Origin of the sequence: Streptomyces sp. WI03-4A, from assembly GCF_033792105.1 — a bacterium.
Classification (GTDB): Bacteria; Actinomycetota; Actinomycetes; order Streptomycetales; family Streptomycetaceae; genus Streptomyces; species Streptomyces collinus_A.
In genome coordinates, this window is the sequence record NZ_JARAUO010000043.1 from 61689 (window position 1) to 85863 (window position 24175).

The following is a 24175-nucleotide window of genomic DNA, read 5'->3' on the forward strand; positions in this document are numbered from 1 at the left end:
GTTAGCGAGGACCGTCAAGGACGGTTTTCTCGTGAAATTCTCATCCCAGGGTCACCGTGGGCACCGGATTGCTCCCGTTCCACGAGGCGTTGAACCCGAACGTCACGGAACCGCCGTCGGGCACGGCCCCGTTGTACGAGGCGTTCGCGCAGGAGACGGCCGCGCCCGACTGGGTGCAGGTGGCGTTCCACGCCTGGGTGACCCGCTGGCCCGCGCCGTACGTCCAGCTCACCTTCCAGGACGCCAGTGACGCGCCCGAACAGGAGATCTTCACCTGCCCGGTGAAGCCGCTGTCCCACTGGCCGCTCACGCTGTAGGCGGCGGTGCAGGCCCCGGTGGGCGGGGGCGGGGTGGTCGTGCTGCCGCCCAGCGCCTCCGCGAGGCCGCGGTAGGCGGGTTTCGGCGCGTAGTTCTCGTCGTACGGCGTCGCCGCCCCGTACCCGGGGAAGGTGCCCGGCACCCAGGAGTCGGAGTCGGCGAACCCCCACACGGTGACGCCGGCGCAGCGGGCCACCGCGACGCACGCGGCCACGACCGACTTGAAGTCGGCCGCCTGCTGGGCGAGTTCGCCGCTGTCGGCGGGCAGGGCCATGCGGACGTCCAGCTCGGTGATCGCCACGTCCACGCCGAGGTCGGCGAAGCGCTGGATGTTCTGCTGGAGGGTCGAGGGCACCTGGCCGAGGATCAGATGGGCCTGGAGGCCGACGCCGTCGATCGGGACGCCCTGCTGCTTGAGGGACTTGACGAGGTTGTACAGGGCGGTGGACTTCGCGTCGACGCCCTCGACGTTGTAGTCGTTGATGTAGAGCTTGGCGTTCGGATCGGCCGCGTGCGCCCAGGTGAGGGCGCTGGCGATGTAGCCGGAGCCGAGGCCGTCGTACCAGAGGCCGGTGCGGTAGGTGCCGTCCTCGTTGAAGGGCTCGTTGACGACGTCCCAGGCGGCGATCTCGCCCTTGTAGCGGCCGACCTCGGTGCTGATGTGGTTCTGCAGCAGGCCGCTCAGCTGGGCCGGGGTCCAGCTGCCGTTCGTCAGCCAGCTCGGGTTCTGGCTGTGCCAGACCAGGGTGTGGCCGCGCACCTGCTGACCGTGGGCCTGGGCGAAGGCCACGATCTGGTCGGCCTCGGCCCAGTCGAAGCCGCCCCGGGTGGGCTCGACCGAGCCCCACTTCATGGCGTTGTCGGGGGTCAGCGAGCCGAACTGCGCGCCGGCGATGGCGCCGTAGGTGCCGGTGAGCTTCGAGCCGGTGACGGCCGTGCCGACGACCTTGCCCCGGGCGGCGGCCAGGTCGCGCAGCGGGGGGTCGGCGGCGTACGCGGCGGGGGCTGTGAACACGAGCGCGGCCCCGGTCAGCAGAGCCGCGAGGGATAAGCCTGTTCTCAGAGATCGCATGGGGGATGCCTCCGAAAGTTTCGGTCCAACAACCGACTGGCTTCGGAGAGTGTGGGGCCGGCCCCGGCACCCGTCAATACGCGCACCCCTACGCGACCGGAGGCACTCCGGTACTGGACCGCACCACCAGACTCGTCGCCAGCTCCACCCGGGTCGCCGCCCGCTCGCCCTCGGCGCGCCCGAGTTCGAGCACCAGCCGGGCGGCGGCCTCGGCCATCTCGGTCAGTGGCTGCCGCACGGTGGTCAGCGGCGGCCCCACCCAGCGGGCGACCGGCAGGTCGTCGAAGCCCACCACGCTCAGGTCCTCGGGAATGCGCAGCCCGAGTTCGCGCGCCGCCTCGTACAGCCCCAGCGCCTGGAGGTCGTTGCCCGCGAAGACGGCGGTGGGCCGGCCGGGGCCGCGCAGCAGGTCGAGGCCCAGGCGGTAGCCGGAATCGTGGTGGAAGTCCCCGCTCCTGATCAGCGACGGGTCGACCGGGAGGCCCGCGGTCTCCAGGGCCGCCCGGTAGCCGTCCACGCGCGCGCGGCTGCACATCATCCGGGACGGCCCGCTGATGGCGCCGATCCGGGTGTGGCCGAGTTCCACCAGGTGGCGGGTGGCGGCCAAGCCGCCCTGCCAGTTGGTGGCGCCGATGGAGGGGACGTCCGGGCCGGGATCGCCCGCCGGGTCCATCACCACGAACGGGATGGACCGGCTGGTCAGCAGCGCCCGCTGGGACTCGTCGAGCCCGGACAGCACCAGGATCACCCCGTGCGGCCGGCGGGCGGCGACCTGGTCGGCCCAGGTCCGCCCGGGGGTGAGCCGCCCGGCGGACTCCGACAGCACGACGCTGAGCCCGGCGTCCCGGGCCACGTTCTCCACGCCCCGGATCACCTCCATCGCCCAGGCGCTCTCCAGTTCGTGGAAGACCAGGTCGATCAGCGGCGAGCGGGATGCCTCGGCGCGCCGGCGCCGGTAGCCGTGGGCGCGCAGCAGTTCCTCGACGCGGCCGCGGGTCGCCGGGGCGACGTCGGCACGGCCGTTGAGGACCTTCGAAACAGTCGGAGCGGAGACCCCGGCCTCCCTGGCGATCTCGGCCAGGGTCGCCGTCTGCGGTTCAGCGGGCTTCGAAGGCTTCATGACCGCGATCGTATCCCTGCGGCCCCTCTTGACGAAGGTGCGCGTGCGCCATAGGTTCCCGGAACATTCGGAGTTACGACCGAAACATTCGTGAGCACCAGGGCCGACGTCCGGCACCCCGACCCCTCCGACGGGAGTTCCATGACCACCGCTCCTTGGCGCGACAACGCCCTGCCCGCCGCCGCCCGGGTCGACGACCTGCTCTCCCGGATGACGCTGGAGGAGAAGACCGCCCAGCTCTACGGGGTCTGGGTGGGCGCGGCCACGGACGGCGAGGGGGTCGCGCCGCTGCAGCGCGAGATGGCGGCCGAGCACGACTGGGACGAGCTGATCACCCTCGGCCTCGGCCAGCTGACCCGCTCCTTCGGCACCGCGCCGGTGGACCCGGACGTCGGTGCCAGGGCCCTGGCGGGCGCCCAGCGCCGGATCGCCGCCGCGGGCCGCTTCGGCATCCCCGCGATCGCCCACGAGGAGTGCCTGGCGGGCTTCACGGCCTGGGGCGCGACGGCGTACCCGGTACCGCTGGCCTGGGGCGCGGCCTTCGATCCCGGTCTGGTGGCGGAGCTGGGCCGGCGTATCGGCCACGACCTGCGCTCGGTCGGCGTCCACCAGGGCCTCGCTCCCGTCCTGGACGTGGTCCGCGACCCGCGCTGGGGCCGGGTGGAGGAGACGATCGGCGAGGACCCCTACCTGGTCGGCACCGTCGGCGCCGCCTATGTCCGGGGCCTGGAGTCGGCCGGGATCGTCGCCACGCTCAAGCACTTCGCCGGGTACGCGTCCTCGGCGGGCGCCCGCAACCTCGCTCCCGTGCGGGCGGGCGTGCGCGAGTTCGCCGACGTGACGCTGCCGCCGTTCGAGATGGCGCTGCGGGAGGGCGGCGCGCGCTCGGTGATGGCCTCGTACACCGAGACCGACGGCGTGCCGGTCTCCGCCGACCCGCGCCTGCTCACCGAACTCCTGCGCGACGAGTGGGGCTTCACCGGCACGGTGGTCGCCGACTACTACGGCATCGGCTTCCTGCGCACCCAGCACCGGGTCGCCGACGACGAGGCGGGGGCGGCGCACCTGGCGCTCGCCGCCGGCATCGACGTCGAACTGCCGACCCTGCGCTGCTACGGCGCACCGCTGGTGACCGCCGTGCGCGCGGGCCGGGTCCCGGAGGCACTGGTGGAGAGGGCGGCCCGCCGGGTGCTGCTCCAGAAGTGCGAGCTGGGCCTGCTGGACGAGGACTGGCGGCCGGAACCGTGGGGGACCGTGGACCTCGACTCGGCGGGCAACCGCGCCCTGGCCCGGAGGCTGGCCGAGGAGTCGGTGGTCCTGCTGGACAACCCCGGCGGGCTGCTCCCGCTGGCCCCCGGCGCGCGGGTCGCGGTGGTGGGCCCGCGCGCGGCGGACCCGCTCGCGATGCTCGGCTGCTACTCCTTCCCCTCCCATGTGCTCCCCCACCACCCGGGGGTCCCGGCGGGCATCGCGATCCCGACCGTCCTGGAGTCCCTGCGCGCCGAACTCCCGGACGCCAAGGTGACGTTCTCGCCCGGCTGCGAGGTCACGGACCCGGACACCGCGGGCTTCGCCGAGGCGGTGGCCCGGGCGGCGGAGGCGGACGTGTGCGTGGCGGTCCTCGGGGACCGGGCCGGCCTGTTCGGCCGGGGCACCTCGGGCGAGGGCTGCGACGTGGCCGACCTGCGCCTGCCGGGGGTGCAGGGCGAACTGCTGGACGCGCTGGTCGCCACGGGCGTGCCGGTCGTGCTGGTCCTGCTGACCGGCCGTCCGTACGCCCTGGGCCGCTGGGCCGGCCGGCTGGGCGCGGTCGTGCAGGCGTTCTTCCCCGGCGAGGAGGGCGGCCCGGCGGTCGCCGGGGTTTTGTCGGGCCGGGTGAACCCCTCCGGCCGGCTCCCGGTGAGCGTCCCGCGGGGGCCGGGCGGGCAGCCCTGGACCTACCTCCAGCCGCCGCTGGGCCTGGCCGGCGAGGTCAGCAGCCTGGACCCGACCCCGCTGTACCCCTTCGGCCACGGCCGCTCGTACACCGAGTTCGCCTGGGAGGGCGGCACCGGCGCCGGGGTCACCGAGCTGGGCACGGACGGCTCGTACGACCTCCCCGTCACCGTGCGCAACACGGGCGATCGCGCGGGCGCCGAGGTCGTGCAGCTCTACCTGCACGACCCGGTGGCGTCGGTGACCCGGCCCGACGTGCGGCTGATCGGCTACCGGCGGCTGGAGCTGGCCCCCGGCGAGTCCCGGCGGCTGACCTTCCGCTTCCACGCCGACCTGTCGGCCTTCACCGACCGCTCGGGCGCCCGGGTGGTCGAACCGGGGGCGCTGGAGCTGCGGTTGGGGCCGTCGAGCGCGGAGGTGCGGCACACGGCCCGGCTGCGGCTGACGGGCCCGGTACGCACCGTGGGCCCGGAGCGGATGCTGCGGTGCGAGGTGGTGTGCGAGGTCGTGGACGGGGCGGCGGACTGAGCCGGGCGAAACCACAGAAAGGGCGCTTCCACAAGACCTCGGGACACACGCGTTCAGGATGCGTTCAGGTTGCCGCTGTCAGGGTCGGGGTCCGACCACGGTTCCCCCAGACCGACAGGAGCACCCTTGACGACGACCGAGTCCGTGATGAAGAAGCTGCCCGAGGTGACTCTGGCCTTCTGGATCATGAAGATCGCCGCCACCACCCTGGGCGAGACGGCCGGTGACCTGTTCTCGCAGACGCTGAAGCTCGGCTACTTCCTCACCACCATCGCCCTGTTCCTGGTCTTCGTGGTGACGCTGGTGATCCAGTTGCGCTCGTCGCGCTACAACCCGTTCTGCTACTGGCTGGTGATCCTGTCGACCTCCATGGCCGGCACCACCATGTCCGACTTCATGAACCGGGACGCCAGCACCAAGTACCTCTCGAACGGCGCCACCAAGCTGGGCTGGGGGCCGCAGGGCCTCGGACTCGGCTACCCGGAGGGCGCGGCGATCCTGGTCTCGCTGCTGCTGCTGATCTTCCTCGGCTGGAAGCTGAGCGGGATGACGTTCCGGATCACCGAGATCGTCAGCTTCCGCGGCGAGGCCCTGTTCTGGTCGGCGATCCTCGTCTCCAACACCCTCGGCACCTCGATGGGCGACTTCCTCTCCGACAGCTCCGGGCTCGGCTACCTGGGCGGCGCGGCGCTGGTGACCGGTGTGCTGCTGGTCCTGGTGGCGCTGATGCGGGTCCCGGCGGTGCCGAACGTCCTGCTCTTCTGGTTCGCCTTCGTGCTGACCCGCCCGCTGGGCGCCACCGCCGGTGACCTCCTCACCAAGCCGGTCGCCAAGGGCGGCCTCGACCTCGGTACGGCGGGTTCCTCGGCGGTGCTGCTCGCGGTGCTGTTCGGCCTGATGGCGTACGCGCAGGTGCAGGAGCGGCGGACGGCTCCCGCCGTCGGCCTGGAGGGCGAGGGTCCCGAGGCGGAGGCGGTCCGGCCGCACGACGCCGGGCGGATCTGACCGGAAACGAGAACACCCCGCCCCCGGAGACCGGGAGCGGGGTGTTCGATGGAGCGCCGGGCAGGCCTTGCACCTGCATTTCCCCGCAGGAAGCGGGGCGTCTTTCCTTGGACCACCAACGCACTGCGTCCGGGCCGGTGTTCCGGCCGTTCGCGTGTGATGATCATAGCGGGTGACGGGCCCGCGCATCAACTCAGCCGTGCGGCTGCTCCCCGTCCACCGACTCGAACCGCCACCGGTGCACCGCCCGCGTCACCAACTCCGCGTCGGGTTCGGGCAGTTCCGGGAGTTCGGCGTCGTACGGCGCGTCCCACCAGGTGATGACCAGCACCCGGTCCCCCGGCGCGCGGAAGGTCTCGCGGCGCAGCGGCCGTGTGCCGAGCCGCTGCGCACGGGCCCAGTCGAGCAGTTCCCCGCCCCTGCCCTCGGCCGCCCGGGCCTCCCACATCAGGGCGACGGTCACGAGTACAGGTTCTCCTTGCTGACCTCGTGCACGTGGTCGTGGCCCGGGACGTGCGGGTCGGTCACCGGCAGCGAGGAGTCGGCGGACAGGTCCCAGGCGGAGGCGGCCCGGTTGCGGGCGACCATCTCGGCGCCGAGGGACGCGACCATCGCGCCGTTGTCCGTGCACAGCTTGGGGCGCGGGACGCGCAGCCGGATGCCGGCCGCCTCGCAGCGCTCCTGGGCGAGGACGCGCAGCCGGGAGTTGGCGGCGACGCCGCCGCCGATCATCAGGTGGTCGACGCCCTCGTCCTTGCAGGCCCGCACGGCCTTGCGGGTGAGCACGTCCACCACGGCCTCCTGGAAGGAGGCGGCGACGTCCCGCACCGGGACCTCCTCGCCGGCCGCGCGCCTGGCCTCGATCCAGCGGGCCACGGCCGTCTTCAGACCGGAGAAGGAGAAGTCGTACGCGGGGTCGCGCGGGCCGGTCAGGCCGCGCGGGAAGGTGATCGCCTCCGGGTCGCCCTCCTTGGCGTACCGGTCGATGACCGGGCCGCCGGGGAAGCCCAGGTTCAGCACGCGGGCGATCTTGTCGAAGGCCTCGCCGGCCGCGTCGTCGATGGTGGCGCCCATCGGGCGGACGTCGGAGGTGATGTCCTCGGACAGCAGCAGGGAGGAGTGGCCGCCGGAGACCAGCAGGGCCATGGTCGGCTCGGGCAGCGGGCCGTGCTCCAGCTGGTCCACGCAGATGTGCGAGGCGAGGTGGTTGACGCCGTACAGGGGCTTGCCGAGCGCGTACGCGTAGGCCTTGGCGGCCGAGACGCCGACCAGCAGGGCGCCGGCGAGACCGGGTCCGGCCGTGACCGCGATGCCGTCGAGGTCCCTGGCGGAGACGCCGGCCTCCTTCAGCGCGCGGTCGATCGTCGGCACCATCGCCTCCAGGTGGGCGCGGGAGGCCACCTCGGGGACGACGCCGCCGAAGCGTGCGTGCTCGTCGACGCTGGAGGCGATGGCGTCCGCCAGCAGGGTGGTGCCGCGGACGATGCCGACGCCGGTCTCGTCGCAGGAGGTCTCGATGCCGAGGACGAGTGGTTCGTCAGCCATTGATCTCGGTTCCTTGTACTGGAGGGGAGTCCGCGGCGGAGCCGCTGTCGGGGGCGGTGGTCAGGCGCATCACCAGGGCGTCCACGTTGCCCGGCTGGTAGTAGCCGCGCCGGACGCCGATGGCCACGAAGCCGAAGCGCTCGTAGAGCTTCTGGGCGCGCACGTTGTCGACCCGGCACTCCAGCATGACCTCGGCGCACTCGAAGGCGGTGGCCGCCTTCAGCAGCTCGGTCAGCAGCCGGCCGCCGAGGCCGGTGCCCTGCTGGGCGCGGGCGACCGCGATGGTCTGGACGTCGCCGAGGTCGCCGGAGGCGGTGAGGCCCGCGTACCCGACGATCCGGCCGCCGTCGTCCACGGCCACCACGTACCGCCGGGTCGCCTCGGGGCCCCGGGCGTGGGCCAGCTCGGACCAGAACATGCCCCGGGACCAGGCGTCCTCGGGGAACAGGTCCCTCTCCAGCTCCAGGACCGGGTCGATGTCCCACCAGCGCATCTCGCGCAGGCGCGGGGTTGCCGGTTCCGTCACTTGGGGGTGACCACCTTGTAGTTCTTGGGGACCTGGGCGTCGGGGCGGCGCAGGTACAGCGGGCGGGGGGCGGGCAGCTCGTCGCCGGCCGCGAGACGCTCGGCGGCCAGCGCGGCGAGGGCGGCGGCGGACACGTGCTCGGGCTCGTGGACGCTCGGGAACGTGTCCGGGTAGAGCAGCGCGCCCGCGCCGACCGCCGGGAGTCCCGCGACCCGCTCGGCGATGTCGGCGGGGCGGTCGACGGCCGGCCCGGTCAGCCGGGTGCGCGAGTCGGCGTACGTGGCCCAGTAGACCTCCTTGCGCCGGGCGTCGGTCGCCACGACGAAGGGGCCCTTCTCGATGTCCGCGGCGTAGGCGAGGGCGTCCAGCGTGCCCAGGCCGTACACGGGGACGCCGAGCGCGAGACCGAAGGTGTCGGCGGTCATCAGGCCGACGCGCAGGCCGGTGTAAGGGCCGGGGCCGACGCCTACGGCGATCCCGGTGACGGCCTCCAGCTTGAGGCCCGCCTCGGTGAGGACGCGGTCGACGGCCGGCAGCAGCAGCTCTCCGTGCCGGCGCGCGTCCACCTGGCTCGACGAGGCGATGACGTCCGTGCCGTCGTGCAGCGCGACGGTGACGGCGGGGGTGGCGGTATCCAGAGCGAGCAAGAGCACGCGAACAGCCTACGGCGCCCGACGCTCGTGCATGGCCGTCCGGGGCAGACGGTCACCGACTGCTACGGTTCGTACGAAGTACGACATATGGCACGAAGCAGAGGTGGGCGCGCGTGGCAGGGACCAGCTCCGGGATCGTGGCCGGCCTGACCGCCGCGGCCGTCGGGACCGTCGGATTCCTCGCCTACCAGGCGTCGGCGAACGTGCCGCCGGGTCTGGGCGGGAAGCCCGGGGCGAGCGCGCCGCCCTCCGCGGTCGTCAGCAAGGCGCCGCGCGACCGAGGCCATCCAGGCGCTCTGCCGACCGGGTCCGGCAAGGGTGAACGGGTCGTGTACTCGGTGGACGACGACCGCGTCTGGCTGGTCGACGACCACAATCGGGTGCAGCGCCGCTTCGGCGTGCACCCGGGCTCCGTGGACCCGCCGGTCGGCCTCTACTGGGTCACGTCCCGCTCCAACACGGCCACCGGGACGGACGGCGCCCCGGTCGAGCACGTCGTCCGCTTCACCAGCGTGGACGGGGTGGCCATCGGGTTCAGCGCGGCGGTGGGCGCCGGCTCGGACACCACCATGGACGTGAAGACGGGCGGCATCCGGGAGCGGCGCGCGGACGGCGACGCGATGTGGCGGTTCGCCACCATCGGCGTTCCGGTCGTGGTGATCCGCTGAGCGTTGCCGCTACGCGGCTTCGGGGTGCTCGCTCGCCGGTGGCTCCGGCCGGGCCGGTTCGGGGGCGCTCGGCGGCCGGGAGATCAGTTCGGCGGCCGCGCACGAAGCCAGCAGGTCGCGCATGGACACCCCGGGGAGCACGGGCGGCCCGGCCGGTCGCGCCGTGGGTCGAGAAGCGGGCATGGACGCCTCCTGACGTGCGGGGCGGTGCGTGGTTAGGCACGCCTAACCACGGCCTGGACACCATGTGACCACGCCCGGTGCGTCCTGCGCAATGATTTCCCGACGGCCTGTCGGAAAGAGTGCCGGGAAGGCACCCCGTGGAGCCGCCGGGCCGCTCAGGCCCCTCAGGCCCCTCAGGCCCCTCAGGCCCCTCAGGCCCCTCAGGCCGCGAGCGTCTCCAGGGCCGCGTCCGACCACCGGTCGCCGATTCCGGTCACGGTGACGTGCCGTACCTCGTCCGTGGTGTCCCCGACGGCCCGGTGGATGACGACCTGCAGCCGGTCCTCGGTCAGCTCCTCGACCTTGCCCTCGCCCCACTCCACGACGATCACCGAGTCGGGCAGGGACACGTCCAGGTCGAGGTCCTCCATCTCGTCGAGCCCGCCGGAGAGCCGGTAGGCGTCGACGTGGACGAGCGGCGGGCCGCCGCCGAGCGAGGGGTGCACCCGGGCGATCACGAAGGTGGGGGAGGTGACCGCGCCGCGCACGCCCATCCCCTCGCCGAGCCCGCGGGTCAGCGTGGTCTTGCCCGCACCCAGTTCCCCGGTGAGCATCACCAGGTCGCCCGCGCGCAGCAGTTTGGCCAGCCGGCGGCCCAGTTCCCGCATCTGCTCGGGGGACGTGACGGTCAGCCGGGTCTCAGCGGGGTCGTGCGGTGCTGCTGGAGCTGCTGCTTGTTCCATAGCCACTTACGGTAGCCCCTGCGGGCACGGCGCCCGCGCGGGTCAGCAGGTCGGCGAGGCGGTCGGTGACCACTTCCGGGTGCTCCAGCATGACCAGGTGCCCGGCGTCCGGCACGAGCACCAGCTCGGCGTCCGGGAGCAGGTCCGCGATGGCCTCGCTGTGCTCGCTGGGCGTGACCAGGTCCTGCACCCCGGCCAGCACGAGCACGGGGGCGTCCCGGAAGCAGCCGAGGGCCTCGGTCTTGTCGTGGTCGGTGAAGGCCGGGTAGAACTCGGCGACCACGTCGATCGGTGTGGACTCGATCATCCGCTCGGCGAACCGCGCGATTGCCGGGTCGACGTCCCGCCCCGCGAACGAGTACCGCTTGATGATCCCGGCGAAGAGGTCGGCGGTGGCCCGGCGCCCCTTCTCCACCAGCTCCGCCTGCTGCCCGAGCGCCTTCAGCACCCCCGGCAGGATCCGGCGCACCGCGTTGACGCCGGCGACCGGCAGCCCGAAGTTGACCTCGCCGAGCCGTCCGGACGAGGTGCCGACGAACGCGGTGGCCACCACCCGGTCCCGGATCAGCTCCGGGAACTGGGCGGCCAGCGCCATCGTCGTCATCCCGCCCATGGAGTGGCCCACCAGCACGATCGGGCCGTCGGGCACGGCCGTGTCTATGACCGCCTTCAGATCGCGGCCGAGCTGGTCGATGGTGAGCGGCACGTCCTCCCGGGCCTGGGCCACGCCCCGCCCGGACCGGCCGTGGCTGCGCTGGTCCCAGTGCACGGTCCGCACGACGCCGCGCAGGGCCGCGCGCTGGAAGTGCCAGGAGTCCTGGCTGAGGCAGTAGCCGTGGCAGAAGACGACGGTGACCGGGGCGGGCGCCTTGCGCCCGAACAGCCTGCGGCGGCGCGGGGAGACGCTGGGGCCGGGGTCGGGCTCGACGTCGTCGACCTCGTAGTACAGCTCGGTGCCGTCGTCGGCGTACGCCTTGCCGGGGGTGCCGCGCAGGGTGCCGTAGGGGCCCGTGGAGTCCAGCGCGAGACGGGCCTTGCGGCGCATCCCGCGCCCCACCGTCATCCGCTCGACGGCCACGCCCGCGGCCGCGCCCGCGGCGAGGACGCCTATCGCGGCACCGGCGATACCCGTCGCCCTGCGCCAGCTCCCGCCCGCCCCCGCGGCGGCGGAGGCGACGGCCGCCGCGGCGACGACGTCCGCCACGGCCTCCGCACTGCTCTCGCTCACGTACCGCTCCTCTTCGCCGTACTGCAGTTCGCCGGGTGATGAAACAGGTGGTGCCACTGTGGTGCGTGCGCTGCCCGTGCCGCCCGGGCCGTTCCCGTCATCGGTGAGAACAGGAGTGACCGGCGCGTGGCGCCCCCCTCCCTAAGGGGTTACCCCTCGTGTTCCCCGTCCACATAGACGCGGGGAACGCGCGTTCCGATCCGTGTGACGATCTCGTACGCGATCGTGCCGCAGGCCTGGGCCCAGTCCTCGGCGGTCGGCTCACCGCGGTCGCCGGGCCCGAACAGCACGGCCTGCGCGCCGACCGGGGGCTCGTCGCCGCCGAGGTCGACCACGAACTGGTCCATGGCCACCCGCCCGGCGACCGTCCGCCACTTGCCGTCGACCAGCACCGGACCGCTGCCGGAGGCGTGCCGGGGCACACCGTCCGCATAGCCGACGGGGACGAGGCCGAGGGTGGTCGGGCCGGGGGTGACGTAGTGGTGGCCGTAGCTGACGCCGTGCCCGCCCGGCACGTGCTTGACCAGCGCGAGCGACGCGCTCAGCGTCATCACCGGCCGCAGCCCGAAGTCGGCCGGGGTGCCGATCTCCGGGCTGGGTGAGACGCCGTACATGGCGATGCCCGGCCGGACGAGGTCGAAGTGGGTCTCCGGGAGGGTCAGCGTGGCCGGGGAGTTGGCGATGTGCCGGACCTCCGGGCGCACGCCCTGCTCCTCCGCGTACGCCAGCATCTCCCGGAACCGGGCGAGCTGGGCGGCGATGGAGGGGTGCCCCGGTTCGTCGGCGCACGCGAAGTGCGACCACAGGCCGGTGATCCGGACCAGCCCCTCGCGCTCGGCCCGCAGTGCCTCGGCGACGAGTTCGGGCCAGTCGGCGGGCTGGCAGCCGTTGCGCCCGAGCCCGGTGTCGGCCTTCAGCTGCACCCGCGCGGTCCGGCCGGCCTCCCGGGCCGCCTCCGTCACCTCGCGCAGGGCCCACAGCCCGCTGAGCGAGACGTCGATGTCCGCCTCGATCACCTGCCGCCAGGGGCCGCCGGGCACCCACAGCCAGCACAGCACACGGGTGTCCAGTCCCGCGGCGCGCAGCGCGAGGGCCTCCTCCGGTGTGGCGGTGCCGAGCCAGGTGGCGCCCGCCTCGACGGCCGCGCGGGCGCAGGGCAGCGCCCCGTGGCCGTAGGCGTCGGACTTGACGACGGCCATCAGGGCCGCGCCCTCCGCCCGGGCACGCAGGGCCCGCACATTGGCGCGCAGGGCGGCCAGATCGATCTCGGCCCGGGCGCGCAGGGGCGCGGTCGGCACAGCTGAAGTCTCACTCATGGCGCCCCCAGTCTCTCAGAGGGCCGCGCGGGCCCCGGCCGGGTGTCCGGCCCCCGCCCGCGCGCCGCCCCCCGCCCGCCCAACCGGCCCCGCCCGGACCGGGGGTGACGCCGTGGCCCCGGGACCGTCGGCCTGACCGGAGCCGTCCGGCAGGCGCGCGAGGAGTCAGTCCCGCACGGCCGGTGGGGCTCGCCCCATCGGCCCCCTCCCCGCCCGCGCCGCGAACCGACCGCCCTGGGCCGTGTCCGCGAAGTCCCGCCTGCCCCACCGGGCGGACGCCGGGACTTCGCGGACACGACCTAGTCCCGGACGTCCCGCCACGCCTCCGGGATCCGCGCGGCGACGTCGTGCGCCCCCACCGGCGCGCCCCGTGCCGCGAACCGCCCCGCGAGCCCGTGCAGGTACGCCGCCACACTGCCCGCGTCCAGCGGCGGGAGACCAGCCGCCAGCAGCGAGCCCGCGAGTCCGGACAGCACGTCCCCGCTTCCGGCCGTGGCCAGCCAGCCGGTCCCGGTGGGGTTCACCCGTACGGCACCGCCGCCGGGGTCGGCGACCAGCGTCGTGGACCCCTTCAGCAGCACGGTGGCCCGGTAGACGGCGGCCAGTTCCCGTGCCGAGGCCAGCCGGGCCGCCTCGACCTCCTCGCGCCGCACGCCGAGCAGCGCGGCCGCCTCGCCCGCGTGCGGGGTCATCAACGTCGGTGCCGTGCGCGCGCGCACCGTGTCCCGCTCCGCCAGCCGCAGCCCGTCGGCGTCGACCAGCACCGGCACCTCGGCGGCCAGCACCTCCGCCACGGTCGCCGCGTCGTCCCCGGCGCCGGGCCCGACCACCCACGCCTGCACCCGGCCCGCTTTGGCCGGCCCCCCGTCCGACACCAGGGTCTCCGGGAACCGCGCGATGACGGCGTCCCCGGCGGGTCCGACGTACCGCACGGCCCCGGCGCCGCCGCGCAGCGCCCCGGACACGGCGAGCACGGCGGCCCCCGGGTACCTCGCCGAGCCCGCGGCGATCCCGACGACACCCCGCCGGTACTTGTCGCTCTCCACCGCCGGGGACGGCAGCAGCCGCGCCACGTCGGCGTGCTGCAACGCCTCCAGCTCGGCCCCCGGCGGCAGTTCGAGCCCGATGTCGACCAGCCGGACCGAACCGGCGTACTCCCGCGCCGGGTCGACGAGCAGCCCCGGCTTGTGCGTCCCGAAGGTGACGGTGAGATCGGCCCGGATCGCGGCCCCGCGCACCTCGCCGGTGTCCGCCTCGACCCCGCTCGGCAGGTCCACCGCGACGACCGCCGCCCGCGACCGCTCCACCACCGCGGCGACCGCCTCGGCGTCCGGCCGCAGCCCGCCCTTGCCCCCGATGCCGACGATGCCGTCGAGGACGAGGTCCGCCCGGTCGATCAGCCGTGACTCGTCACCCGGCGCCGCGACGGAGCCGCCGGCCCGGCGCAGTGCGGCGAGCCCGCCGGAGTGGGTGCGCCCGGGCGCGAGCAGTACGGCCGTGACCCCCGCTCCGCGCCGCGCGAGCCGCGCCCCCGCGTACAGCGCGTCGCCGCCGTTGTCCCCGCTGCCCACCAGCAGCACCACCCGGCTGCCGTACACCCGCCCGAGCAGATCGGCGCAGGCGGCGGCCAGCCCTGCCGCGGCCCGCTGCATCAGCGCTCCCTCCGGCAGCCGCGCCATCAACGCCCGTTCGGCCGCCCTTACCGTCTCCACGCTGTACGCAGTACGCATGGCATCGAGTCTGCCCCGCGAAGGCGGTCCCCCACACCCGGACCACCCGGCCGACCCGATGGCCCGAACGCGCTACCCCTCCGCGACCACCACCGCCGAAGCGACCCCCGCGTCATGACTGAGCGACACGTGCCAGGACCGCACACCGAGTTCGGCCGCCTTCGCCGCCACCGTCCCGGTGACCCGCAGCCGCGGCCGCCCGCTGTCCTCGACGTACACCTCGGCGTCGGTCCAGTGCAGCCCCGGCGGGGCGCCCAGCGCCTTGGCCAGTGCCTCCTTGGCCGCGAACCGCGCCGCGAGGGACGCGATGCCGCGCCGCTCGCCGCTGGGCAGCAGCAACTCGCTCGTGACGAACAGCCGATCGGCCAGCCCAGGCGTCCGGTCCAGCGACGCCCGGAACCGGTCGATCTCGGCGACGTCGATTCCGACCCCGATGATGCTCATGCGGGGCAGCCTACGGCGGACGGCGGCTCCGACCGCTCCCCTACGGCCACCGGGCCGCCCGGAACTGACGGGCCGCCGGACCGTCGGACCGTCTGACTAAGAAGACTCCTGGCACAGCGCCCGGGCGACGAGGTCGTGGATCAGGTACTCGCCGGGCCGGCGGTTCTCCTTGAGGCGTTCGAGGTCGCCGGGGCCGAACCAGTCGTAGCCGGAGTGCTTGGACCGTTCGAGGGCGGGGCGGTCCAGGTCGCCCTCGACGTCCACGAGGAAGTCCGCCTCGTGCCGCAGGCCGAGGCCGTCGTCGCCGTGCCAGGTGGTGGTGCCGAGGTGACGGCGCACCCGGCACAGACGCCACCCCGTCTCCTCCTCGACCTCCCGCGCCAGAGCGTCCAGGAGGGTCTCCCCCGGCTCGACGTGACCGCCCACGATGTCCCAGCTGTCGGGGAACAGCCGCCGCTGCGGGCTCCGCTTCTGCGCGAAGGCGCCGCGCGGGCCGAGGATGACGGCCCCGACGGCCCACTGCTCGTCCGGCGCGGGAACGGGCACCTCGACGCCGGGGTCCACTCGGTACGACTCAGCCGTGGTCATGGGCGACAGCGTAGGCCCGGCGGCACCTCACTCGACCGTCACGGACTTGGCCAGGTTGCGCGGCTGGTCCACCTCGTTGCCGCGGGCCGTGGCGAGTTCGCAGGCGAAGACCTGGAGGGGCACGCTGGCCACCAGCGGCTGGAGCAGGGTGGGGGTGGCCGGGATCCGGATCAGGTGGTCGGCGTACGGGACCACCGCCTCGTCCCCCTCCTCCGCGATGACGATCGTCCGCGCCCCGCGGGCCCGGATCTCCTGGATGTTGGAGACGATCTTGTCGTGGATCACGGACCGTCCGCGCGGTGAGGGCACCACCACGACGACCGGCAGGTCCTCCTCGATCAGCGCGATCGGGCCGTGCTTCAGCTCGCCGGCCGCGAAGCCCTCGGCGTGCATGTAGGCGAGTTCCTTCAGCTTCAGGGCGCCTTCGAGGGCGACCGGATAGCCGACGTGCCGGCCCAGGAACAGCACCGTGTTCTTGGTGGCGAGGGAGCGCGCGAGCGACCGCACCGGTTCCATGGTCTCCAGCACCCGCTCGACCTCGCCCGAGATCTGGGACAGGTCCCGGATGACGGCACGGATCTCGTCGCCCCACTTGGTGCCCCGCACCTGGCCGAGGTACAGCGCCACCAGGTAGCAGGCCACGAGCTGGGTCAGGAACGCCTTGGTGGAGGCGACGGCCACCTCAGGACCGGCGTGCGTGTACAGCACGGCGTCCGACTCGCGCGGGATCGTCGAGCCGTTGGTGTTGCAGATCGCCAGCACCTTGGAGCCCTGCTCGCGGGCGTGCCGCAACGCCATCAGGGTGTCCATGGTCTCGCCGGACTGGGAGATGGCGATGACGAGCGAGCGGCCGTCCAGGATCGGGTCCCGGTAGCGGAACTCGCTCGCCAGCTCCACCTCGCACGGGATGCGGGTCCAGTGCTCGATGGCGTACTTGGCGATCATCCCGGCGTGGAAGGCCGTGCCGCAGGCGACGATGACGACCTTGTCCACCTCGCGCAGCTCGGAGGGGGAGATCCGCACCTCGTCCAGGGTCAGCGAGCCGGCCGCGTCGATCCGGCCCAGCAGGGTGTCGGCGACCGCCTTCGGCTGCTCCGCGATCTCCTTGAGCATGAAGTAGTCGTAGCCGCCCTTCTCGGCGGCCGAGGCGTCCCAGTCGACGTGGTACGAGCGCACGTCCGCCTCGCGGCCGTCGAAGCCGGTCACCGTCACGCCGTCGCGGCGCAGCTCCACCACCTGGTCCTGGCCCAGTTCGATGGCCGAGCGGGTGTGCTCGATGAACGCGGCGACGTCGGAGGCGAGGAACGCCTCGCCCTCTCCGACCCCCACCACGAGCGGGGAGTTGCGGCGCGCGCCCACCACGACGTCCGGCGCGTCCGCGTGCACGGCGACCAGCGTGAACGCGCCCTCCAGCCGCCGGCACACCAGCCGCATGGCCTCCGCCAGGTCGGCGCAGGAGGAGAACTCCTCGGCGAGGAGGTGGGCCACGACCTCGGTGTCCGTCTCGGAGGTCAGCTCGTGGCCCCGCTCGGCGAGTTCGGCGCGCAGCAGCGCGAAGTTCTCGATGATGCCGTTGTGGACGACCGCGACGCGGCCCGCGTTGTCCAGGTGCGGATGGGCGTTCGCGTCCGTGGGACCGCCATGGGTGGCCCACCGGGTGTGGCCGATCCCCGTCGACCCCGCCGGCAGCGGCCGGTCCACGAGCTCCTTCTCCAGGTTGACCAGCTTCCCGGCCTTCTTCGCCGCGGCGAGCCCACCGTCCGCCAGCACGGCGACCCCGGCCGAGTCGTACCCCCGGTACTCCAGCCGCTTCAGCCCGGCCATCACGACATCGAGCGCCGACTGCGACCCCACGTATCCCACGATTCCGCACATGCGCGGCAGCCTACGACCCACGAGCCTCCCGAACGGGCCACAGCGTGCCCGAAATCGGAAATTCCTGAGGGAGCCGGGGGGAGGTGGAGGGGTGGTTCCGAGGGGCGCCCGGAGGGCTGCGTGACGTACCCCACCTCACCGCCCCGTTCAAACTCCGTTAACAATGGACTGTGATCTCACCGGTCTCCTCGATGCCCCGGAGCGCCCACCGGCCCAGGCCGGAGGCGACTCCCTACGTCGACCTCACGCGTGCCGAGTGGAGCGCGCTGCGCGACAAGACGCCGCTGCCGCTCACCGCCGAGGAGGTGGAGAAGCTGCGCGGGCTGGGGGACGTGATCGACCTGGACGAGGTGCGGGACATCTACCTCCCGCTCTCCCGGCTGCTCAACCTGTACGTCGGCGCCACCGACGGGCTGAGAGGCGCGCTGAACACGTTCCTCGGGGAGAAGGGCTCCCAGTCCGGCACGCCGTTCGTCATAGGCGTCGCCGGGTCGGTCGCGGTGGGCAAGTCCACCGTGGCCCGGCTGCTCCAGGCCCTGCTCTCCCGCTGGCCGGAACACCCCCGCGTGGAGCTGGTCACCACCGACGGCTTCCTGCTGCCCACCAAGGAGCTGGAGGCCCGCGGCCTGATGTCGCGGAAAGGTTTTCCCGAGTCCTACGACCGCCGGGCCCTGACCCGCTTCGTCGCCGACATCAAGGCCGGCAAGGAGGAGGTCACCGCCCCCGTCTACTCGCACCTGATCTACGACATCGTGGCCGACCGGCGGCTCACCGTGCGGCGCCCGGACATCCTGATCGTCGAGGGGCTCAACGTGCTCCAGCCCGCGCTGCCGGGCAAGGACGGCCGCACCCGGGTCGGCCTCGCGGACTTCTTCGACTTCAGCGTGTACGTCGACGCCACCGTGGACGACATCGAGCACTGGTACCTCAGCCGCTTCAAGAAGCTGCGCCAGACGGCCTTCCAGAAGCAGGACTCGTACTTCCGCAAGTACACCCAGGTCTCCGAGGAGGAGGCTCTGGACTACGCCCGCACCCTGTGGCGCACGATCAACAAGCCCAACCTGGTGGAGAACATCGCCCCCACCCGCGGCCGCGCCACCCTGATCCTGCGCAAGGGCCCGGACCACAAGGTCCAGCGGCTGCGACTGCGCAAGCTGTAGGGGCGTTCCCCAGCGTTCCCCGGGTGCCGCGCGGGGCGGGACGCGCCCTGCCCCGCGCGGCACCCGCAACGGCGTCCGGTACTAGCCCAGCGCCGACTTCACCGCGTCGGCCAGCCGCCCCGCGACCGACCGGGCCTGGTCGATGTCGGCGGCCTCCACCATGACCCGCACCAGCGGCTCGGTGCCGGAGGGGCGCAGCAGCACCCGGCCGGTCTCCCCCAGCTCGCGCTCCGCGTCGGCGACGGCGGCGGCGAGGTCGGCCGAGGTCTTCACCCGGGACTTGTCCACGTCCGGCACATTGATCAGGACCTGCGGCAGCCGCTCCATCACGGACGCCAGCTCCCGCAGCGTACGGCCGGTCTCGGCCACCCGCGCCGCCAGCAGCAGACCGGTCAGCGTGCCGTCACCGGTCGTCGCGTGGTCGAGGATGATCACGTGCCCGGACTGCTCGCCGCCGAGCGCGAAGCCGTGCTGCTTCATCTCCTCCAGCACGTACCGGTCGCCGACGGCCGTCTGCACGAGCCGGATGCCCGCCCGCTCCATGGCCAGCTTGAAGCCGAGGTTGGACATGACCGTGGCGACGACGGTGTCGGAGCGCAGCTCCGAGCGCTCGCGCAGCGCCAGCGCCAGCACGGACAGGATCTGGTCGCCGTCGATCTCCTCGCCGGTGTGGTCCACGGCCAGGCAGCGGTCGGCGTCCCCGTCGTGCGCGATGCCGAGGTCCGCGCCGTGCTCGACGACCGCGGCCTTCAGCTTGCCCAGGTGGGTGGAGCCGCAGCCGTCGTTGATGTTGAGCCCGTCCGGCTCGGCACCGATGGTGACGACCTGCGCGCCGGCCCGCGTGAACGCCTCAGGCGAGACCCCGGCGGCCGCGCCGTGCGCCTCGTCGAGCACGATCTTCAGACCGTCGAGGCGGTTCGGCAGCACCGACAGCAGATGGCCGACGTACTGCTCGAAGCCCTCGTCGTAGGGCCGCACCCGCCCCACGCCGGCACCGGTGGGCCGCTGCCAGGGCTCGCCGTGGCGGTGGGACTCGTAGACGCCCTCGATACGGTCCTCGAGCTCGTCGGCGAGCTTGTGGCCGCCGCGCGCGAAGAACTTGATGCCGTTGTCCGGCATGGCGTTGTGGCTGGCGGAGAGCATCACACCGAGGTCGGCGCCGAGCGCGCCGGTCAGGTGCGCGACCGCGGGCGTCGGCAGCACGCCGACCGTCAGCACGTCCACCCCGGCGCTCGCCAGGCCGGCCACCACGGCGGCCTCCAGGAACTCCCCGGACGCGCGCGGGTCCCGTCCGACCACGGCCTTCGGCCGGTGGCCCTCGAAGGTGCCCGCCTCGGCCAGCACGTGCGCCGCCGCGACGGACAGGCCGAGCGCCATTTCGGCGGTCAGGTCCGCGTTGGCTACACCGCGCACGCCGTCCGTGCCGAAGAGTCGTCCCACTTGTCCTCCTGAGGAAGCGTCCTTGCTGCCGGAATGATGGCAGACGCCATGCGATCCGATCACACAAGCCTTTGAGCGTCTTGTGTCGTTATACGCCCTTGGCTGGGATAAACGAACGCCCCGACGGCACATGTGGCGTGCCGCCGGGGCGTTCGGAGTACGAGCAGGCAGCTGCTGTTTAGCGCTTGCTGTACTGCGGGGCCTTGCGGGCCTTCTTCAGACCGGCCTTCTTGCGCTCGACCGCACGGTCGTCGCGCTTGAGGAAGCCGGCCTTCTTCAGCGGGCCGCGGTTGTTGTCGACGTCCGCCTCGTTCAGCGCACGGGCGACACCGAGACGGAGCGCACCGGCCTGACCGGAGACACCGCCACCCGCGATGCGGGCGATGACGTCGTAACGGCCCTCGAGCTCGAGCACCTTGAAGGGCTCGTTGACTTCCTGCTGGTGCACCTTGTTCGGGAAGTAGTCCTCGAGGGTGCGGCCGTTGATCTTCCACTTGCCGGTGCCCGGGACGATCCGGACGCGGGCGATGGCGTTCTTGCGGCGGCCCAGGCCGGCGGCCGGCTGGGGCTCGCCGAAGCGGGAGGCCATGGACTCCGAGGTGTACTCACCCTCGACGGGGACCTCGGACTCGGTGGTGTAGCTGTCGATGTCAAGCTCTTCGAGCGGCTGCTCGGCAGTGGTCTCGGCCACGATTCTCCTCAGATTCTGTTCAGTCTTAGGGGGTGGCCGGACTTACTGCGCGACCTGGGTGATCTCGAACGGCACCGGCTGCTGCGCAGCGTGCGGGTGCACGTCACCCTTGTAGACCTTCAGCTTCGAGAGCATCTGACGGCCCAGCGTGTTCTTGGGAAGCATGCCCTTGACGGCCTTCTCGATGGCCTTCTCGGGGTTCTTGTCGAGCAGCTCGTCGTAACGGACGGAGCGCAGACCACCCGGGTAGCCGGAGTGGCGGTACGCCATCTTCTGCGTCCGCTTGTTGCCGGACAGGTGCACCTTGTCGGCGTTGATGATGATGACGAAGTCACCGGTGTCGACGTGGGGGGCGTAGATCGGCTTGTGCTTGCCCCGCAGGAGGGACGCGGCGGTCGTGGCGAGACGACCCAGGACGACGTCCTGAGCGTCGATGACGTGCCACTGGCGCGTCACATCGCCGGGCTTGGGGCTGTACGTACGCACGGTTCGTAGCCTTCGCTTCGAGTGAATGGTCCTGAACAGGTCACCGAAACGATCACGACAGCCCTGACCGCACCACGGTTGACGCAAACCGCGTGCTGGTCGCTGGTCATCGGCCCGGTGGACCGGTGTAAGGGCCCGTCCCGTGAGAATGAGCAAGCCAATACACAACGAAGAAGCAGGTTACCTGCACGGGCCCGGACGGGTCAAAACGAGGCCCTTCCCCCTCATGTCGCCGGACAAACGCGGCATGACGGCCGACGCGCTCCTGTACCCCGGAACCCACGTCTAAGATGCGCCCCATGAGTTACGGGCAGGGGGGACCCCAGTCTCAGTGGGATCCCTGGAAACCTAATTCCCAGCAGCCGTGGAGCAGCGGCGGCGACGACGGGACTCCGGACTGGGCCGCGCTCGCCGAGGCTTCGGAGACGCGGAACAAGCGCCGCAGGCTGCTCTTCATCGGCGGCGGTGTGCTCGCCACGATCGGCGTCGGGACCGCCGTGGCGATGGCCGTCGTGTCCGCGAACGGGGACAACGACGCCTCCGGCAAGCCCACCAACCTGCCGGCCACCGCCTCGCTGCCCAGCGGCTCCGCCACGGCGCCGTCCTTCGCACCGACCAGCGCCCCGCCGCCGCTGGACCCGAAGGACTTCATATCCAGCGCCAAGAAGGACACCGCGCCGCTGAGCCCCGAGACGCTCTTCCCGGGCACCCAGCTCACCATGGGCGACACGGTGTACAAGAAGGGCGCCACGTCGGACGCGAAGAACTGCTCCACCGGCGCCGACGGCACCCTGCCCAAGATCCTCACCGCCAACGGCTGCACCCGGCTGATGCGGGCCAGCTACGTGAAGGACGGCATCGCCGTCACCGTCGGCGTCGCCGTCTTCGACACGGCGGCCCAGGCCGAGAAGGCCAAGGGGCAGACCGACGGCCGGAGCATGGTGCGCTCGCTGGCCGGCAAGGGCGTCAAGCCCTTCTGCAACGCCGCGGTCTGCCGCTCCACGCGCAACGCCTACGGCCGCTACGCCTACTTCACCATCAGCGGCTTCACCGACGGCAAGAACGTCACCAAGAAGGACACCGACGTCTTCCGCACCGGTGACGACCTCCAGCAGTTCACCGCGAACCAGATCTACCGCCGCGGCCAGACCCAGGCCTCCACGGCGGCGAACCGGTAGCGCTCAGCAGCAGCCCGCCGACGGCAGCGACCGCTTGTTCCTGGCCTCCCTGTTCCGGGCGGCCAGCAGGTCGTCGGCGGGGTAGCCGACCTCCTCCAGGGTCAGCCCGTGCGGGCGCACGACGTGCACGGCGGAGTCCCGCACCCCCGCGGCCAGCACCTTCCCCGGCCACTCGGGCCCGCGGTGCCCGTCCCCCACGAACAGCAGCGCGCCGATCAGCGAACGCACCATGTTGTGGCAGAACGCGTCCGCCCGGACCGTGGCGGTGATGACGCCGTCACCACCGCGCACCAGGCTCAGCTCCTGGAGCGTGCGGATCGTGGTCGCGCCCTCGCGCCGCTTGCAGTACGCGGCGAAGTCGTGCTCCCCCAGCAGGGCCCGCGCGGCTTCGTTCATGGCGTCCACGTCGAGCGGCCAGTCGTGCCACAGCACATGGCCGCGCAGCAGCGGGTCCACACCGCCGGGGTTGTCGGTGACCCGGTAGGCGTAGCGCCGCCAGATCGCCGAGAAACGCGCGTTGAAGCCCTCCGGCGCCTCACTCAGCCGCCATACCCGCACGTCCTTGGAGAGCCGCCCGGCCAGCCGCTTGAGCAGCTTCTCGCGATGCTCGGCCCACAGCTCGGCGGGCAGGTCGACGTGCGCCACCTGGCCGCGCGCGTGCACACCGGCGTCGGTCCGCCCGGCCACGGTCAGCTCGTACGTGTCCTTCGACCGTGTCACCGTGCGCAGGGCGTCCTCGATCTCGCCCTGCACGGTCCGCTTGCCGCCGGCCTGCTTGGCCCAGCCGTGGAAGCCGCTGCCGTCGTAGGACAGGTCGAGGCGGATGCGGACATGGCCGGGCTGTACTTCACTCACAGACAGATCCTCTCAGTACGCGAAAGCGGGCCCGCCCCGAAGGGCGAACCCGCTTTCCAGCGTCAGGCAGAGCCTCAGGCGTCCTTGGACTCCTCGGCCGGAGCCTCGGCGGCGTCCTCGACCTTGGTCTCCTCGACCTTGGTCTCGTCCGCCTCCTTGACCGCGCGCTTGGTGGCGGCCTCGGCCTCACCCACGGCCTTCTGCTGCACCGTCAGCGCCTCGACCAGCTCGATGACGGCCATGGGCGCGTTGTCGCCACGGCGGTTACCGATCTTGGTGATGCGGGTGTAGCCACCCGGACGGTTCTCGTACCGCGGGCCGATCTCGGTGAAGAGCGTGTGGACGATGCTCTTGTCCGTGATGACCTGGAGCACCTGACGGCGGTTGTGAAGGTCGCCCTTCTTCGCCTTGGTGACCAGACGCTCGGCGTACGGGCGCAGGCGGCGGGCCTTCGCCTCGGTGGTGGTGATGCGGCCGTGCTCGAAGAGCGACTTCGCGAGGTTCGCGAGGAGCAGCTTCTCGTGCGCGGCGCTGCCGCCCAGACGGGCACCCTTGGTGGGCTTCGGCATTGTTCTTCTCCTGTGTGTCTGCCCCGGCCGTGTCAGGTACCGAGGTCAGTATCCGAGCGAGCGGTTGCTCGTCGGAGATCCGGGGGCCACGTGCGCCCCCGGAGGGTCCGCGCCCCCGAAGGGGCGCGGGGAACTGCGCGACCGGCCACGGCGGGCCCGCAGCGCAGAACCGGGACTCCTGGCGGAGCGCTCAGTACTGCTCGGTCTCGACGAAACCGGCGTCCGCGTCGTCGTCGGCGCCGAAGGCGTCCGCGGCGGCGGTCGGGTCGAATCCGGGCGGGCTGTCCTTGAGGGCCAGGCCCATGCCGGCCAGCTTCGCCTTGACCTCGTCGATCGACTT

24 protein-coding genes and 1 pseudogene are annotated in these 24175 nt (G+C 72.7%); 5 read left to right on the forward strand and 20 right to left on the reverse strand.

Going from position 1 to position 24175, the window contains the following annotated elements:
* Positions 1–40: 40 nt before the first annotated feature.
* Both PV343_RS32625 and PV343_RS32630 read right to left on the reverse strand, forming a co-directional pair.
* Complete coding sequence (locus PV343_RS32625) at positions 41–1390, reverse strand: endo-1,4-beta-xylanase (RefSeq protein WP_319150652.1); 1350 nt, start codon at positions 1388–1390, stop codon at positions 41–43.
* An 88-nt stretch (positions 1391–1478) separates the two neighbouring features.
* On the reverse strand, positions 1479–2510 hold the full coding sequence (locus PV343_RS32630; RefSeq protein WP_319150653.1) for a LacI family DNA-binding transcriptional regulator: 1032 nt from the start codon (positions 2508–2510) through the stop codon (positions 1479–1481).
* 141 nt (positions 2511–2651) lie between these two features.
* Here PV343_RS32630 and PV343_RS32635 point away from each other — a divergent pair, with 141 nt between their 5' ends.
* The gene (locus PV343_RS32635) at positions 2652–4973 is read left to right on the forward strand and encodes a glycoside hydrolase family 3 N-terminal domain-containing protein (RefSeq protein WP_319150672.1); all 2322 of its coding nucleotides are present in this window, start codon (positions 2652–2654) and stop codon (positions 4971–4973) included.
* Between the two features lie 126 nt (positions 4974–5099).
* Positions 5100–5978, forward strand: a complete 879-nt coding sequence (locus tag PV343_RS32640; protein ID WP_319150654.1) for a hypothetical protein — start codon at positions 5100–5102, stop codon at positions 5976–5978.
* A 193-nt stretch (positions 5979–6171) separates the two neighbouring features.
* On the opposite strand, the gene PV343_RS32645 is transcribed toward PV343_RS32640, so the two are convergent.
* From PV343_RS32645 to tsaB, 4 genes are read right to left on the reverse strand one after another with little or no spacing between them, the layout of a single operon-like run.
* Positions 6172–6441 (reverse strand): hypothetical protein, encoded by a 270-nt coding sequence (locus PV343_RS32645; protein WP_319150655.1) that lies wholly within the window; start codon positions 6439–6441, stop codon positions 6172–6174.
* Positions 6438–7523, reverse strand: a complete 1086-nt coding sequence (tsaD, locus tag PV343_RS32650; protein ID WP_319150656.1) for a tRNA (adenosine(37)-N6)-threonylcarbamoyltransferase complex transferase subunit TsaD — start codon at positions 7521–7523, stop codon at positions 6438–6440. Before tsaD ends, PV343_RS32645 begins: the two co-directional genes overlap by 4 nt.
* On the reverse strand, positions 7516–8016 hold the full coding sequence (rimI, locus tag PV343_RS32655) for a ribosomal protein S18-alanine N-acetyltransferase (protein ID WP_319150673.1): 501 nt from the start codon (positions 8014–8016) through the stop codon (positions 7516–7518). Before rimI ends, tsaD begins: the two co-directional genes overlap by 8 nt.
* 29 nt (positions 8017–8045) lie before the next feature.
* Positions 8046–8702, reverse strand: coding sequence for a tRNA (adenosine(37)-N6)-threonylcarbamoyltransferase complex dimerization subunit type 1 TsaB (gene tsaB, locus PV343_RS32660; protein WP_319150657.1), 657 nt, complete (start codon positions 8700–8702; stop codon positions 8046–8048).
* Positions 8703–8815: 113 nt separating this feature from the next.
* Between tsaB and PV343_RS32665 the strand changes: the two genes are divergently transcribed.
* Positions 8816–9370, forward strand: a complete 555-nt coding sequence (locus tag PV343_RS32665) for a hypothetical protein (protein ID WP_319150658.1) — start codon at positions 8816–8818, stop codon at positions 9368–9370.
* Positions 9371–9379: 9 nt separating this feature from the next.
* Here PV343_RS32665 and PV343_RS32670 read toward each other — a convergent pair whose 3' ends face one another.
* The 8 genes from PV343_RS32670 to glmS all read right to left on the reverse strand — a co-directional run bounded on the left by PV343_RS32670 (position 9380) and on the right by glmS (position 17456).
* Positions 9380–9553 carry a hypothetical protein gene (locus tag PV343_RS32670; RefSeq protein WP_319150659.1) on the reverse strand — a complete coding sequence of 58 codons (174 nt, stop codon included), beginning with the start codon at positions 9551–9553 and terminating at the stop codon, positions 9380–9382.
* 200 nt (positions 9554–9753) lie between these two features.
* The gene (gene tsaE, locus PV343_RS32675; RefSeq protein ID WP_319150660.1) at positions 9754–10275 is read right to left on the reverse strand and encodes a tRNA (adenosine(37)-N6)-threonylcarbamoyltransferase complex ATPase subunit type 1 TsaE; all 522 of its coding nucleotides are present in this window, start codon (positions 10273–10275) and stop codon (positions 9754–9756) included.
* Complete coding sequence (locus tag PV343_RS32680) at positions 10232–11503, reverse strand: alpha/beta fold hydrolase (protein ID WP_319150661.1); 1272 nt, start codon at positions 11501–11503, stop codon at positions 10232–10234. The genes tsaE and PV343_RS32680 overlap by 44 nt, the downstream gene beginning before the upstream one ends.
* 149 nt (positions 11504–11652) lie before the next feature.
* Positions 11653–12819 carry an alanine racemase gene (alr, locus tag PV343_RS32685; RefSeq protein ID WP_319150662.1) on the reverse strand — a complete coding sequence of 389 codons (1167 nt, stop codon included), beginning with the start codon at positions 12817–12819 and terminating at the stop codon, positions 11653–11655.
* Between the two features lie 299 nt (positions 12820–13118).
* Positions 13119–14549, reverse strand: coding sequence for an NAD(P)H-hydrate dehydratase (locus PV343_RS32690; RefSeq protein WP_319150663.1), 1431 nt, complete (start codon positions 14547–14549; stop codon positions 13119–13121).
* Positions 14550–14621: 72 nt separating this feature from the next.
* The gene (locus tag PV343_RS32695) at positions 14622–14993 is read right to left on the reverse strand and encodes a holo-ACP synthase (protein ID WP_319150664.1); all 372 of its coding nucleotides are present in this window, start codon (positions 14991–14993) and stop codon (positions 14622–14624) included.
* Positions 14994–15089: 96 nt separating this feature from the next.
* A complete protein-coding gene (locus PV343_RS32700; protein WP_319150665.1) occupies positions 15090–15581 on the reverse strand; it encodes an NUDIX hydrolase in 492 nt (163 codons plus the stop codon).
* A gap of 27 nt (positions 15582–15608) precedes the next feature.
* On the reverse strand, positions 15609–17456 hold the full coding sequence (glmS, locus tag PV343_RS32705; protein ID WP_317444895.1) for a glutamine--fructose-6-phosphate transaminase (isomerizing): 1848 nt from the start codon (positions 17454–17456) through the stop codon (positions 15609–15611).
* A gap of 191 nt (positions 17457–17647) precedes the next feature.
* On the opposite strand from glmS, the gene coaA reads away from it, so the two are divergent.
* The gene (gene coaA, locus PV343_RS32710) at positions 17648–18616 is read left to right on the forward strand and encodes a type I pantothenate kinase (RefSeq protein ID WP_387952832.1); all 969 of its coding nucleotides are present in this window, start codon (positions 17648–17650) and stop codon (positions 18614–18616) included.
* Between the two features lie 81 nt (positions 18617–18697).
* On the opposite strand, the gene glmM is transcribed toward coaA, so the two are convergent.
* The 3 genes from glmM to rplM form a co-directional block, all read right to left on the reverse strand.
* Positions 18698–20056 carry a phosphoglucosamine mutase gene (gene glmM / locus PV343_RS32715; RefSeq protein WP_319150667.1) on the reverse strand — a complete coding sequence of 453 codons (1359 nt, stop codon included), beginning with the start codon at positions 20054–20056 and terminating at the stop codon, positions 18698–18700.
* A 178-nt stretch (positions 20057–20234) separates the two neighbouring features.
* A complete protein-coding gene (gene rpsI / locus PV343_RS32720) occupies positions 20235–20747 on the reverse strand; it encodes a 30S ribosomal protein S9 (RefSeq protein WP_004927169.1) in 513 nt (170 codons plus the stop codon).
* A 42-nt stretch (positions 20748–20789) separates the two neighbouring features.
* Positions 20790–21233: a 50S ribosomal protein L13 gene (gene rplM, locus PV343_RS32725; RefSeq protein WP_020941688.1), complete on the reverse strand. Its 444-nt coding sequence runs from the start codon at positions 21231–21233 to the stop codon at positions 20790–20792.
* A 299-nt stretch (positions 21234–21532) separates the two neighbouring features.
* Between rplM and PV343_RS32730 the strand changes: the two genes are divergently transcribed.
* Positions 21533–22411, forward strand: a complete 879-nt coding sequence (locus tag PV343_RS32730; protein WP_319150668.1) for a hypothetical protein — start codon at positions 21533–21535, stop codon at positions 22409–22411.
* A 3-nt stretch (positions 22412–22414) separates the two neighbouring features.
* On the opposite strand, the gene truA is transcribed toward PV343_RS32730, so the two are convergent.
* The 3 genes and pseudogenes from truA to PV343_RS32745 form a co-directional block, all read right to left on the reverse strand.
* Positions 22415–23266 carry a tRNA pseudouridine(38-40) synthase TruA gene (gene truA / locus PV343_RS32735; RefSeq protein WP_319150669.1) on the reverse strand — a complete coding sequence of 284 codons (852 nt, stop codon included), beginning with the start codon at positions 23264–23266 and terminating at the stop codon, positions 22415–22417.
* A gap of 74 nt (positions 23267–23340) precedes the next feature.
* Positions 23341–23835: a 50S ribosomal protein L17 gene (rplQ, locus tag PV343_RS32740; protein ID WP_133919854.1), complete on the reverse strand. Its 495-nt coding sequence runs from the start codon at positions 23833–23835 to the stop codon at positions 23341–23343.
* Positions 23836–24025: 190 nt separating this feature from the next.
* A pseudogene (locus PV343_RS32745) lies at positions 24026–24175 on the reverse strand (DNA-directed RNA polymerase subunit alpha); the annotation flags it as partial.

Bases quoted from the DNA above. Each gene is read 5' to 3' on its own strand.
- PV343_RS32625 (WP_319150652.1), bottom strand. From the start codon at position 1,390: ATGCGATCTCTGAGAACAGGCTTATCCCTCGCGGCTCTGCTGACCGGG.
- PV343_RS32630 (WP_319150653.1), bottom strand. From the start codon at position 2,510: ATGAAGCCTTCGAAGCCCGCTGAACCGCAGACGGCGACCCTGGCCGAG.
- PV343_RS32635 (WP_319150672.1), top strand. From the start codon at position 2,652: ATGACCACCGCTCCTTGGCGCGACAACGCCCTGCCCGCCGCCGCCCGG.
- tsaD (WP_319150656.1), bottom strand. From the start codon at position 7,523: ATGGCTGACGAACCACTCGTCCTCGGCATCGAGACCTCCTGCGACGAG.
- rimI (WP_319150673.1), bottom strand. From the start codon at position 8,016: ATGCGCTGGTGGGACATCGACCCGGTCCTGGAGCTGGAGAGGGACCTG.
- PV343_RS32670 (WP_319150659.1), bottom strand. From the start codon at position 9,553: ATGCCCGCTTCTCGACCCACGGCGCGACCGGCCGGGCCGCCCGTGCTC.
- tsaE (WP_319150660.1), bottom strand. From the start codon at position 10,275: ATGGAACAAGCAGCAGCTCCAGCAGCACCGCACGACCCCGCTGAGACC.
- alr (WP_319150662.1), bottom strand. From the start codon at position 12,819: ATGAGTGAGACTTCAGCTGTGCCGACCGCGCCCCTGCGCGCCCGGGCC.
- PV343_RS32690 (WP_319150663.1), bottom strand. From the start codon at position 14,549: ATGCGTACTGCGTACAGCGTGGAGACGGTAAGGGCGGCCGAACGGGCG.
- PV343_RS32695 (WP_319150664.1), bottom strand. From the start codon at position 14,993: ATGAGCATCATCGGGGTCGGAATCGACGTCGCCGAGATCGACCGGTTC.
- PV343_RS32700 (WP_319150665.1), bottom strand. From the start codon at position 15,581: ATGACCACGGCTGAGTCGTACCGAGTGGACCCCGGCGTCGAGGTGCCC.
- glmS (WP_317444895.1), bottom strand. From the start codon at position 17,456: ATGTGCGGAATCGTGGGATACGTGGGGTCGCAGTCGGCGCTCGATGTC.
- coaA (WP_387952832.1), top strand. From the start codon at position 17,648: ATGCCCCGGAGCGCCCACCGGCCCAGGCCGGAGGCGACTCCCTACGTC.
- PV343_RS32730 (WP_319150668.1), top strand. From the start codon at position 21,533: ATGAGTTACGGGCAGGGGGGACCCCAGTCTCAGTGGGATCCCTGGAAA.
- rplQ (WP_133919854.1), bottom strand. From the start codon at position 23,835: ATGCCGAAGCCCACCAAGGGTGCCCGTCTGGGCGGCAGCGCCGCGCAC.